The following is a 12,358-nucleotide window of genomic DNA, read 5'->3' on the forward strand; positions in this document are numbered from 1 at the left end:
CTATTCACTCCGTTCTTCATTCATGCTCTTGCGGGGGATAACAGCTTCCGCAGCAGGCATAGTAATTGTAACCTTAGCGCCGCTGCCTACCTCACTTGCTATCTCCATACTGCCCTTATGGGCCTGTATAATACGCTGGCTAACCATAAGTCCCAGTCCTGTACCGGTTTCTTTATTGGTGAAAAATGGTTCTCCCAGCTTAGGCAGTATGTCTTCTGGAATTCCTTCACCTTCGTCCGTAATCACAATGACTACGCTTTGATCAGCGGTATACTGTTCAAGTGTGATTGTGCCGCCTTGCGGCATGGCCTCGATGGCATTCTTGACAATATTGATAAAGACCTGCTTCAACTGATTCTCCTCACAATGAACCGTTGCGGGCTCATCGGAGAACCTGGCTACGAATTCAATGTCAAACAGATGGGCCTGACTATCCAACAGGGAAATGACATCACTGAGGATAAACCGGACATCCTTCTGTTGAAAGTGAACCGCTTGCGGCTTGGACAGAATCAGAAACTCGCTGACAATAAGATTGATCCGCTCCAGTTCGGACAGCATCAGCTCAATATGTAGCGGGATTAGGACCTTCTTCTCCTGCTGCAGCTGCAGGAAGCCCCGCAGCGTGGTCAACGGGTTGCGGATCTCATGCGCTACCCCTGCCGCAAGCTGACCGACCGTAGTCAGCTTCTCTGAGCGTCTCAGCAGTTCTTCCATCCGGTTCCGCTCAGTCATATCACGTGAGACGTGGACAAAGGACAGCGGATTGCCTTCCTCATCCCGGATCACCGAGGTACTGACGCTGACCTCAATGATAGAACCATCCTTCTTCAATCTTAAGGTCTCCACAGGCGGAAGTACCTTCCCCTTCTTTAGTTCCTCCAGCCGCTCTGCTTCCAGCTTGAAGGCCGTTGCGGGAACGAGATACGGGGTTTTCCCTGCCGATTCATTGATACTCCAACCATACAGCTCCTCAAATGCGCGATTCGTACTAAGAATCTGGCCATTCATATCCATCGTGTGTATCGCATCGGATGTTCCGTTAATCACCGATTCCAAGTGCTCCTTGACCGCACGATTCTCTTCCAGCGTCTGGCCGAGACGGCTTGTACGCTGCATGAGATGATCAGACATTGCATTAATCCGCTGAGCCAGCTGTCCCAGTTCGTCCCGGCTACTGACCTTTAGCGTCGTCTCAAATTTCCCCCTGGCGACATCATTGACTTTGGCCAGGATTGCTTTAATTGGACGTGTAACAAAGCCGGACAGAATATAACTGCCTAAAAAGAAGGTCACCAGCAACAGAAGACTAGTTGAGCTATTGTTGACCAGCTGTTTACGGATCACCGAGGATATGACCGAGTAATCCATAACCACACTGATGACATAGGAGCCTTTCCCTGGCTGCATAATAGGGATGAAGCTTTTCAGCACTCTTTTACCCAGAGCTTCCGTATCAAGCAGCACTGGCTGTTGCCGGCTTATAGCTGCAGCCACAGCCGCCTTATCCTGCTGCACATTGCCATAATCATAGCTGCCATACTTAATGGGACGATTGCGCAGCTTCAGATTCAATGTATCGCTTCCATCTGATGACATACTGGTCAGGGCAAAGGTCTCTGGGTTAATTCCTGTAATCTCCAGAATCCCTGGATTAACCTCTTGCGTCTGCTTCACAATTTCGTCTGGGCTCATAATCTTGACATAATCGTTAACGGAAGTACTACGAACATAAGGATCAATGATATAATTGCTTGTCCCATCATAATAATATCCCCACTTCTCGATAAATTCGGGATTGGAGGTAGAGTATTCGAAGGGACCTGACCAAAAATGGTCCAGCGTCTGTCCTTGGTCGATGGTGACCTGATGATTGAGGAACAGCTCCAGGAAGGCAATATACCAAAAACCCCAGCCCTTGGTGGACAAGCCCACCTCTTTGGGGTCAGAAGACTTGGCAATCACGATATCATCATTAGTTTTGACAAGCAGCGAAATATTAGACACACCCAGCTTGTGGGATAGCTCTCGTAGTTGGCGGTTGTCCACATTCTTAATATCAGGGTCCAACTCGTGTGAAGCCAGGATCGCAGCCATCCGCAAATTGTTGGCAATCTGGCTTTCGACATAATTGGAACTATAGCTGCTCTGTTCAACGGAAACGGCAATCTGCATGGCGGTCATTCTCATGTTTCTTTCCGTTTCATTTTGCAAATTATTTCGCACATCATAGAGGTTAAGTGTCAGATTCAGTACTAGAACAAGCAGCACTGAACCAAATAAAATGGCTGATAATTTAGTTTTTATGGACAAGCTCGCTTTTCACCTCTTACCGCTGGTAAATCCTAGCGGAGTGTTCATCATTATCATACCTTTTGCCCCTTCATTTGAAAAGAACATTATAATGTAGGAATACGAACGGGGATTGAAATACAGAAACACATTCACTACAATGGGTATGAAACCATCCACATCTTATGCACATATAAACAAATTATCAGAACGTATTGTGTACAAAAATGTGTATAAGTCGGCGGTTATCCACAGACTTGTACACAATTTGTTCAGAACGAATATTTGTTCGTTGAACAATAGGAACAAAATCCGAAGGGAAGATGTACTTTTGAGTAAGATGGAATATGAACCGCCTATAGATGCACAAGCCGCCCATGAGTATTGGATGAGGTATGCAATCGAAGAAGCACGCAAGGCAGAAGCACTCGGTGAAGTTCCCATTGGTGCAATTATTGTACATGATGATAAAATCATCGGACGTGGCTACAATCTCCGGGAGACCACACTGGATTCGACTGCACACGCCGAAATGGTAGCCATTCGGGAAGCCAGTCAGGCTCTGAATTCTTGGCGGCTTCTGGATTGCAAACTTTACGTTACGCTAGAGCCCTGCCCCATGTGCGCAGGAGCGATGGTACAATCCAGAGTACCACTGACTGTATACGGCACAACGGATCCTAAGGCGGGCTGTGCGGGGACCCTGATGAATCTGCTGGAGGAACCGCGATTTAATCACCGTACGGAGGTCATTCAGGGCATTCTACAGGAGGAATGCGCTGAACTGTTGACCTCCTTCTTCCGTCGTTTGCGCCGCAAGCCGGCCACAGCCGACAAATTAGAAATTCCGATAGCAAGTCAAGATATTAGAAAGGAATAGAACAATGACACTCACTTTATCCAACTCATCCAAAGGAATCTATCTCTCCCCTCTAGCCCTTAAAGATGCCGAGGAATTGCTTGCTCTACGCCTGCGCAACCGAATCGCACATCAGCCATTTGAGCCGAAGCGGGACAATGATTTCTTCACACTTGAAGCCCAGCAGCAGCATATAAGCCTACGGACTGCCGATGCAGAACAAGATCGGGCTTATATGTTCGGAATTTATGCGCTGGATGGCAAACTCATTGGCCAAATTACTTTGTCTAATGTAGCACGTGGAGTAGCTCAATATGCAGACCTCGGCTATTTCATTGATAAGGACACCGAAGGTAAAGGCTATATGACCGCAGCTGTCAGACTTGTATTGGAATATGCCTTCCGCGCACTGGGTCTGCACAGGGTGCAGGCAGGTATCCTGCTCCACAATGAAGGTTCCCGCCGGGTTCTTGAGAAGAACGGCTTTCAGGTCGAGGGCGTGGCCCGTAAGTACCTTAAGATCAACGGAGAATACCAGGATCACCAGACCTTTTCCATCCTGGCCGACGAATTTAAGTAGAGCCAAGTAGAAACGGCTTTGTCGTCCTCTAAGGGAGGGTATCCGTTTCAGCGAGAAATATAAAGATGATTTATAGCGTAAAACATATAAATTATTATATTTTTAAAAAATCCCGCACATGCCTTTAAAGGGCACGTGCGGGATCTTTATATTTTACCGATTAAAATGTATCAGAGCTACCACCAAACTGCTTCTGCAACTCATCCAATGTTACAACAGCATCGCCTTGCGGAATACCGATTTTGAAATCGGCTTTATCGTTGATTTTGCTATATTGGTTGCTGCCAGTGACCGACAGTCCGATGTTTGTGCTATCTTCCGGAATGTTCACTTTAAAGTCCATCAGAAGATTCTGATACACCGGGAAATCATCCTTATTGATTGCAGTATTGAACTGGAACTGGTTGATCGTTAAGTATTTTTCGAGATCGGCCAGATCTTTGTCAATTTCTTCTTTATTCTTTCCAGCAAGTATCTCCTCTTTAGCTTTTGCTAGATCCGCAGGATCTACTTGCAACAAATCCTTATATTCTTCCTTGCTGATTACGTCGAAGAGTTTAGGAAGCGCGTTATTGATGAAGATCGTGATCGCTTCTTTAATATTGTCATTGTTCAGCCCAAACTGAATGACCTGCTTCGCATCCACACCTTCAGGAAGTCCTGCATCCTTAGGTTTGATATCTTTGAAGTATTTAGCTTCGTCGTACTGAGCCAGAACAGCGTCCAGAACTTCGCTCTGAAGCTTGCGCGCTTTCTCAGTATCCAGTGCTGCAGTATTGATCTCTTGACCTGATTTTTCAGCCAGTTCTTTGAGATCCAGCTCTACAAATTTGCCGACAATGTTCTCTGGAATCGGGAAGAACGGTATAGATGGAACCTTAATATACACTTTTTCTTTAGTGGCAACGATAGGAATAGTAAAGCTCATAGCCATATCGCCCTTCAGGTTAAGCACCAGCGTGGCTTCGGTTTGCATCGGATCCGCTTGATATACACTGTCCACGGAAATCTCTGCGTTCTTCAGCATACTGATTACCTGCGTAGCCATCGCACTCGATGGATCATCCGTAGGTGCATCAATAGATAAATTATTGACCACAAATTTGGTGTTCAGCTCATAAGAGCTGAGTGTTACCGCTTTAGCTGCGGCATTCTTTAGCGCTTCTTTCGGTGGTTCTTGCTTACTTGCACATCCTGGCAGAATTACAGCTGTTGCAACCAACAGCGCTGCCGCGGATAGCCCCCATTTTTTAAACATTATATATCTCCTCTCCCATGCAAAGAAATGTTTCCCTCCCCTAATGATATACCATTTGACAATTTTGAGAAACATTACTCAAGAACTAAAGTCGGTTTAATTTTTATCCTTGTGGATTATGATGATCCACATGGTTGGCCTGCTTCACCTTTTTCGAACCGGAAAGTGGCTCCTGTCCATTAGATTTAGGCTCCTCCTTGCGACTTCTTCCGGAATTCTGCGTTCCTGGAACCTGAATCGTTTTAGGTTTGCTCATACGCTCTCCTCCTATGGATTAGTAATATCTTTCAGGGCTTGTGCGCATTCATGTATCTGCCGCGCATACTGCTGTGCCAGGCCCTGTACGGCATCCGTATGTTCATCTATATGCCGTCCTGCTTGTTCCACATCAATCAGGTTCACAGCTACCTCCCTGCTGTCCACATACGTGCAGCGAAAATCCAGTGAGTAATCCTGATGTCCTGCTGCATTAAAATGAATAAGCAGGCTAGTGCGGTCTGCTGCGTCTCCCTGCACAGTGAAGCTGTCGCCATCCTCCATAAGCGCAGGCAGGCGTTCCTGCCAGGCGGAGACCAATTGCTGTTGATCCAATTGCAAATCTCGGTTCATTGTTATAATCACCCTCCTTCTCTAATACATTGCCGAGAAACCCATCTTTTTATTCCCCAATGAAACCAAACAAAAAAAGCCGCCTCCAGAGGAGACAGCTTCGGTTCGTTATATAAATGATGTTCTTGAAAATAAATGGCGGAGAGGATGGGATTCGAACCCATGTGGGCTTGCACCCTAACGGTTTTCAAGACCGCCCCGTTATGACCGCTTCGGTACCTCTCCAATAAAACTAAAATCACATGCAATAGGAATTATATCACACAACCTAAAGGTTACGCAACTATATTATTATTGAACCGATTTTGGGGTAATGGATTTCACATTCCGCATGTACGGCTGCAGGCATTCTGGAATTTGCACACTGCCATCTTCCTGCTGATAGTTCTCCAAAATAGCGGCTACAGTCCGACCAATAGCCAGTGCGGATCCGTTCAGCGTATGTACGAACTCCGGCTTAGCTTTAGGCTCCTTGCGGTAACGAATATTGGCACGGCGGGCCTGGAAGTCCTCTGTATTGGAACAGGAAGAGATCTCGCGGTACATTCCGCTTTCAGGTAGCCAAACTTCCAAATCGTATGTTTTAGCCGCGGTGAAGCCCATATCACCTGTACAGAGTCCTAGTACACGATAAGGAAGGCCCAGCAGCTGCAAGACACGCTCAGCGTCGGCCGTCATTTTTTCAAGCTCCTCATAGGAAGTCTCAGCTGAGGTGATTTTAACCAACTCTACCTTGTTGAATTGATGCTGGCGAATCAAGCCGCGTGTATCACGTCCAGCAGATCCGGCTTCAGAACGGAAGCAAGAGCTGTAAGCCACATGGTATTTAGGCAGGTCGGCAGCTGTCAGGATTTCTTCACGGTAGTAGTTAGTAACTGGAACTTCAGCTGTCGGAATCAGGTAATACTCTGTGTCACGCAGCTTGAAGAGATCCTCCTCGAACTTAGGCAGTTGTCCTGTCCCATAAAGGCTGTCCTTATTAACAATATAAGGTGGCAGCATTTCTTCATATTGATGTTCTCCGCTGTGCAGATCCATCATAAAGTTGATCAACGCGCGCTCCAGACGAGCCCCAAGGCCTTTGTAGAAAACAAACCGCGAGCCTGTGACTTTCGCTGCCGCTTCAAAATCAATAATATCCAGCTGCTGTGCCAGCTCCCAGTGGGATTTTGGCGTGAATTCGAATTTCTTCGGCTCTGACCACCGGCGAATCTCGACATTTTCTTCCTCAGACTTGCCGACCGGTACGGATTCATGAGGAATATTCGGAATATTCATCGTCAGCTCGGAGATTTTGACTTCCAGCTCACGTACCTCATCATCCAATTCTTTAATACGGTCAGATACCGTACGCATTTCAGTAATCAGGTCCTCCGCAGGCTCACCGTTCTTCTTCTTCTTGGCTACCTCTGCAGAAACCGTATTCCGACGGTTTTTAAGACCTTCTGTCTCTTGCAGTACTTCACGGCGACGCAAATCAAGCGCCGGGAATTCTGCAATCAAATCCAGTGATTTTCCGCGTTTCTCAAGTGCTTCCTCTACGCGGGCATAATCACTGCGCAATATTTTCACATCTAACACAAAGTTTCCCTCCTGAAAACAGCCTTAACTCTTTCAATAGGCCTGCTACAGCATTGAAAGAGTCAAGATGTTCTTATATACAGTTCTATTTATTAGCTGTACCGACGGCCTGAACCATATCTGCAAAGTATTGATGCAGCCTGTAATCGTCGGTTAATTCCGGGTGAAAAGAGGAGACCAGCAGATTGCCCTGGCGTGCAGTTACTATCTCATTGTTATAGACAGTAAGAACATCGACCTCAGGGCCCACCTCAGTAATAAGAGGGGCTCGGATGAATACGGCACGAACCGCTTCATTAATCCCTTTGACTTCCAGGTCACATTCAAAGCTTTCCCGCTGGCGGCCAAATGCATTCCGAGCCACGGTAATGTCCATCAGCTCCAAATGTCCAGGCTCCCCACTGGCAATACGTTGTGCAAGTACGATCAGACCGGCACAGGTTCCAAATATAGGCTTACCCTGGCTAGAAAAGTCACGTATCGCTTCAATAAAGCCATACTTGCGCATCAGCTTGCCGATCGTAGTACTCTCACCACCAGGGATAATAAGCCCCTGAACCTCTTCCAGCTGCTCTACCCGCTTAATCGGTAAGCCTACAGCACCGGTCTTCTCAATACTGACAATATGTTCTGTTACTGCGCCCTGAAGCGCCAGCACTCCTATTTTCATCCTGAACCCTCTCTCTATTAACGGCCACGCTCCGACATACGCTCAGCCGGTGTCAGCGTCGCAATATCGATACCCTTCATTGGTGCACCAAGGTTCTTGGACACTTCGGCAATTAATTTGTAGTCAGTGTAGTGTGTAGTAGCTTCCACAATAGCACGAGCGAATTTCTCAGGGTTGTCCGATTTGAAAATACCGGAGCCGACGAACACACCATCAGCACCCAAGTGCATCATCAAAGCAGCATCAGCCGGTGTAGCTACACCGCCTGCGGCGAAGTTAACCACCGGAAGCTTGCCCAGCTCATGAACTTCAAGCAGCAGTTCGTAAGGAACGCCAAGTGTTTTTGCTTCATTATAAAGCTCATCCTTGGAAAGGTTAGTCACTTTACGGATTTGGCTATTGATAAAGCGCATATGACGTACCGCTTCAACAATATTGCCTGTTCCTGGTTCGCCCTTAGTCCGAATCATGGATGCTCCTTCATTAATACGTCGAAGAGCTTCACCCAGATCTTTCGCACCACAAACGAATGGAACGGTAAATTCACGTTTATCAATATGGAACACTTCATCAGCCGGAGTCAGTACTTCACTCTCGTCAAGGTAGTCCACGCCCAAGGACTCCAGGACCTTCGCTTCAACATAATGACCGATTCGCGCCTTTGCCATAACGGGGATACTTACCACTTTGAGAACTTCTTCTACAATAGTAGGATCAGCCATCCGTGCTACGCCACCTGCTGCGCGGATATCGGAAGGTACGCGTTCCAGAGCCATAACGGCAACTGCACCCGCGGCCTCGGCAATCTTTGCTTGTTCTGCATTCATGACGTCCATAATGACGCCGCCTTTTTGCATTTCTGCCATGCCTCGTTTTACTCGCGATGTTCCTGTTTCCATGTCCATGCCTCCCGATTGACTATCATTAATCTAACTTGTAATTTTACTGCATGAAGCGTAAATATACAACCCGTTAACTCGGAATATTTACTTCATTAGACAAAAAATTCGTTAGAACAAGTTCTTGACTCCGCTGAAGAGATCACCGAAAAATTCGCCTATTGCTCTAAGAAATAGCTTGAACCAGCCCGCTTTTTCAGCTTCCTCTGCCGTAATCAGATTCACAGTCTTTTGTTGAACGAGATCCATGCCGTCTACCTTGTAAGTATAAGTCACCTTGCCGACCTTGGAGGAGGTAGCAATAGGAGCAACCAGTGTCGCTGGATCATTGGTCTGAACAGTGGACTCAATTTTCGGAGCAGTCGTTCCTTTAGGTACGATAAATGTTACGCCTTGATCCGTAACTACCGGTACTTCTTTATTCTTCCCTTTTACCACTGGCACTGTTTCAGTACCTTGAATCACTGACTTTGGTGCAACGACCTGCTTGATCTCAAAATTATTAAATCCATAATCAAGGACTTTCTTCGTCTCGGTGAAACGATGCGCTTCAGTGTTTGCTCCCATAACCACACTGATCAAGCGCATGCCATCACGGACAGCCGTACCTGTAAAGCAGTTCCCGGCGCTGGCAGTATGACCTGTCTTAAGTCCGTCAAGACCAGGATAAGCATAAGCCTTGAAGTTGGCGATATCCTTATTCGATTCTAGCATCCAGTTGTAGTTAATGATCGGCTTCTTATCACGCTCGCGGAATTTATAAGATTGAATGGTTGTGAACTTATTAAAGTCCGGGTGATCGGTAACAATATATCTAGCAAGAATCGCAGCATCCATAGCAGACATTACAGTCTCACGGTCACTTTCTGGACGGAATTTCGCTGGCATATCCGCCCGGCTAAGACCTGTAGAGTTGATAAAATAAGCCGTCTTCATGCCCATTTTCTGTGCCGTCTGGTTCATGAGCTCTACAAATTGCTGCTCCGAACCGGATACCAGCTCAGCCAAAGCCACGGTGGCATCGTTGGCCGAACCAACTGCCATCGCTATATACAGCTCTTCAACTGTATGCTCATCACCTTGAGCGAGGAAAATACGGGAACCGACCTGTTTGGAAGCATTCTCTTGCACGACAACCTTTTGATCCCAAGACAGCTGTCCATTCTTCACAGCATCAGCAACCAAATACTCGGTCATCATCTTGGTCATACTCGCCGGAGGAAGTGGAACATCGGCATTTAGAGACATTAGGATTTCGCCTGTAGTAGGCTCCATTAGAACGGCTGACCGTACATTTAGACCTAAGGAATCTACAGAAGGAATTTTGGAGACTGTACCCGTTACAGCCTTCGTGGTCGGTGTTTTACCGGAATCTGTTGTAGCTGGCGTCTTCGCCGCTTCAGCCAAAGCTGCCGGAATCGAAGGTGACAAAAGCATATTTAAAAGCAAACCTACCGTTGCTGTCTTAATCACGAATTGTTTACCGCTGAATTGTTTTCTCTTATGCTTCAATGAATATTACTCTCCTTTGAAACTCATTTCAGTGCTTGTTCTATTCTAACACAGGGGTATCTGCAAAAAAAGACAGACCCGGCGAAAATCGCCCGGTCTGTCCATTATTTAGTCATTCTATTCCATTATACGGAATAGTTCGGCGCTTCTTTTGTAATCTGTACATCATGTGGGTGACTTTCACGCAATCCAGCACCTGTAATTCGGATGAATGCCGTGTCATTGCGCAGCTCATTAAGATTCTTCGTTCCACAATAACCCATACCAGAGCGGAGACCGCCAATCAATTGGTGAATGGTGTCAGAAAGAGGTCCCTTGAAAGCTACACGACCTTCGATGCCCTCAGGAACGAGCTTCTTGTCGTCATCTTGGAAGTAACGGTCCTTACTACCTTGTTTCATAGCGCTCATACTGCCCATACCACGGTATACTTTGAACTTACGTCCTTGGTAGATCTCAGATTCACCAGGGCTTTCTTCTGTTCCTGCGAAAAGACTACCCATCATAACAGCGTGGGCACCAGAGGCAATCGCCTTAGTAATCTCACCGGAGTACTTGATACCTCCATCAGCAATGATTGGAATCCCATACTCACGGGCAACCGTCGCACAATCATAGATCGCTGTAATTTGCGGGACGCCGATACCGGCGATAACCCGCGTCGTACAGATCGAGCCTGGACCAATACCGACCTTAACCACAGAAGCCCCAGCTTCGATCAACTCACGTGTTGCATCGCCTGTAGCCACGTTACCTGCAACAATGGTCAGTTCAGGGTACAATTCACGCAATTTACGAACGGCATCAATAATATTGATGTGATGGCCATGCGCAGAGTCGACCGTAATCAGATCGACACCTACGTTAACCAGTGCTTCAGCACGCTCGAAAGTATCCTTGGAAATTCCGATTGCCGCGCCTACCAATAAACGGCCCTGTGCATCTTTCGCACCATTAGGGAACTGGATCGCTTTCTCAATATCCTTGATGGTGATTAGACCTTTAAGAATATTGTTCTCATCGACAAGCGGCAGCTTCTCGATCTTATGACGCTGGAGAATGCCTTCAGCTTCCTGAAGTGTTGTGCCCACAGGTGCAGTTACAAGATTCTCACGAGTCATTACTTCTTTAATCTGAATGTTAAAATCGTGGATAAAGCGCAGATCCCGGTTGGTAAGGATACCTACCAGTTTTTTGTTCTCATCGACGATAGGTACACCGGAAATGCGGTATTTACCCATCAGATGCTCTGCGTCAGAGACCCAGTGGTCCGGAGTAAGCGAGAACGGGTTAGTAATAACCCCACTCTCAGAGCGCTTCACACGGTCTACTTCTTCCGCTTGTTGCTCTACAGACATATTCTTGTGAATGATACCGATACCGCCCTCACGTGCGATAGCGATTGCCATAGCCGCTTCAGTAACTGTATCCATCCCTGCACTGATAAGCGGAATATTCAGCTTTACATTCTTGCTCAGAACAGTCGTCAAGTCTACTTCCTTCGGTAGTACCTCGGATTTGCGCGGAACCAGCAGCACATCATCAAACGTCAAGCCCTCTTTACCAAACTTGTCTTCCCACACCTGGGTCATTCCTCCTCGATAGTTATATTTATTCTACCCGCCCACAAACTTTATAAATGAAGAAAAAACTCGATCGAGTCCATTCACGACAGACAAAAGTACAGCAACAAAAGTTGTACAAAATCGTATCTTCAGTGTAGGTTTGAGATGCATGTCCAAAAATATATTATTGCCTATCTTAGCAAAGGGCATTTGCACTGTCAAGAATATTACATCATCAATTACAGGATTAAAATTTGCCTGCACAGGTAAGCGAATTCTTGGACATAAGTCCACAATAGGCGGACAAAGATAATGGTTCTATCCACCATCGAAACACGTTAACGAGGTAATTCAGCCTTTATTTTACAAAAATAACCTTTGAGTTTTTCTATTTATTCATTTCTAAAAACACAAAAAGCCCTTGTTGATTAAATCAACAAGGGCTCAAGTGCTTGGCGGCGTCCTACTCTCCCAGGACCCTTCGGTCCAAGTACCATCGGCGCTGGAGGGCTTAACGGTCGTGTTCGGGATGG

The 12,358-nt window shown here is 46.6% G+C and carries 11 protein-coding genes, 1 tRNA gene and 1 rRNA gene; 2 read left to right on the forward strand and 11 right to left on the reverse strand.

Annotated features, from left to right (window positions below):
* On the reverse strand, positions 1-2,313 hold the full coding sequence (locus tag HPT30_RS02455) for an ATP-binding protein (RefSeq protein ID WP_175369926.1): 2,313 nt from the start codon (positions 2,311-2,313) through the stop codon (positions 1-3).
* A 319-nt stretch (positions 2,314-2,632) separates the two neighbouring features.
* On the opposite strand from HPT30_RS02455, the gene tadA reads away from it, so the two are divergent.
* Together tadA and HPT30_RS02465 are read left to right on the forward strand one after the other, a co-directional pair.
* Complete coding sequence (gene tadA / locus HPT30_RS02460) at positions 2,633-3,172, forward strand: tRNA adenosine(34) deaminase TadA (protein WP_175369937.1); 540 nt, start codon at positions 2,633-2,635, stop codon at positions 3,170-3,172.
* A 4-nt stretch (positions 3,173-3,176) separates the two neighbouring features.
* On the forward strand, positions 3,177-3,731 hold the full coding sequence (locus tag HPT30_RS02465; protein WP_175369927.1) for a GNAT family N-acetyltransferase: 555 nt from the start codon (positions 3,177-3,179) through the stop codon (positions 3,729-3,731).
* Between the two features lie 160 nt (positions 3,732-3,891).
* On the opposite strand, the gene HPT30_RS02470 is transcribed toward HPT30_RS02465, so the two are convergent.
* The 10 genes from HPT30_RS02470 to rrf form a co-directional block, all read right to left on the reverse strand.
* The gene (locus HPT30_RS02470; protein WP_175369928.1) at positions 3,892-4,989 is read right to left on the reverse strand and encodes a hypothetical protein; all 1,098 of its coding nucleotides are present in this window, start codon (positions 4,987-4,989) and stop codon (positions 3,892-3,894) included.
* 103 nt (positions 4,990-5,092) lie between these two features.
* Entirely contained in the window at positions 5,093-5,245 is a 153-nt protein-coding gene (locus HPT30_RS02475) for a small acid-soluble spore protein P (protein ID WP_066368058.1), read from the reverse strand.
* Between the two features lie 11 nt (positions 5,246-5,256).
* Entirely contained in the window at positions 5,257-5,598 is a 342-nt protein-coding gene (locus HPT30_RS02480) for a hypothetical protein (protein WP_175369929.1), read from the reverse strand.
* Between the two features lie 136 nt (positions 5,599-5,734).
* Positions 5,735-5,823: transfer RNA gene (locus HPT30_RS02485), tRNA-Ser, on the reverse strand.
* A gap of 66 nt (positions 5,824-5,889) precedes the next feature.
* Positions 5,890-7,179 carry a serine--tRNA ligase gene (gene serS, locus HPT30_RS02490; RefSeq protein ID WP_175369930.1) on the reverse strand — a complete coding sequence of 430 codons (1,290 nt, stop codon included), beginning with the start codon at positions 7,177-7,179 and terminating at the stop codon, positions 5,890-5,892.
* A gap of 85 nt (positions 7,180-7,264) precedes the next feature.
* Positions 7,265-7,849: a pyridoxal 5'-phosphate synthase glutaminase subunit PdxT gene (gene pdxT, locus HPT30_RS02495; RefSeq protein ID WP_175369931.1), complete on the reverse strand. Its 585-nt coding sequence runs from the start codon at positions 7,847-7,849 to the stop codon at positions 7,265-7,267.
* Between the two features lie 17 nt (positions 7,850-7,866).
* Positions 7,867-8,748, reverse strand: a complete 882-nt coding sequence (gene pdxS, locus HPT30_RS02500) for a pyridoxal 5'-phosphate synthase lyase subunit PdxS (RefSeq protein WP_175369932.1) — start codon at positions 8,746-8,748, stop codon at positions 7,867-7,869.
* Positions 8,749-8,859: 111 nt separating this feature from the next.
* Positions 8,860-10,260, reverse strand: coding sequence for a D-alanyl-D-alanine carboxypeptidase family protein (locus HPT30_RS02505; protein WP_175369933.1), 1,401 nt, complete (start codon positions 10,258-10,260; stop codon positions 8,860-8,862).
* 125 nt (positions 10,261-10,385) lie between these two features.
* A complete protein-coding gene (gene guaB, locus HPT30_RS02510) occupies positions 10,386-11,843 on the reverse strand; it encodes an IMP dehydrogenase (protein ID WP_175369938.1) in 1,458 nt (485 codons plus the stop codon).
* A gap of 432 nt (positions 11,844-12,275) precedes the next feature.
* A 5S ribosomal RNA gene (rrf, locus tag HPT30_RS02515) occupies positions 12,276-12,358 on the reverse strand; the annotation flags it as partial.

Origin of the sequence: Paenibacillus agri, from assembly GCF_013359945.1 — a bacterium.
GTDB classification, from domain to species: Bacteria; Bacillota; Bacilli; order Paenibacillales; family Paenibacillaceae; genus Paenibacillus_AQ; species Paenibacillus_AQ agri.

Excerpts from the sequence above, each read along its gene's own strand:
- tadA (WP_175369937.1), top strand. The coding sequence starts at position 2,633 with ATGGAATATGAACCGCCTATAGATGCACAAGCCGCCCATGAGTATTGG.
- HPT30_RS02465 (WP_175369927.1), top strand. The coding sequence starts at position 3,177 with ATGACACTCACTTTATCCAACTCATCCAAAGGAATCTATCTCTCCCCT.
- HPT30_RS02470 (WP_175369928.1), bottom strand. The coding sequence starts at position 4,989 with ATGTTTAAAAAATGGGGGCTATCCGCGGCAGCGCTGTTGGTTGCAACA.
- HPT30_RS02475 (WP_066368058.1), bottom strand. The coding sequence starts at position 5,245 with ATGAGCAAACCTAAAACGATTCAGGTTCCAGGAACGCAGAATTCCGGA.
- HPT30_RS02480 (WP_175369929.1), bottom strand. The coding sequence starts at position 5,598 with ATGAACCGAGATTTGCAATTGGATCAACAGCAATTGGTCTCCGCCTGG.
- pdxT (WP_175369931.1), bottom strand. The coding sequence starts at position 7,849 with ATGAAAATAGGAGTGCTGGCGCTTCAGGGCGCAGTAACAGAACATATT.
- pdxS (WP_175369932.1), bottom strand. The coding sequence starts at position 8,748 with ATGGAAACAGGAACATCGCGAGTAAAACGAGGCATGGCAGAAATGCAA.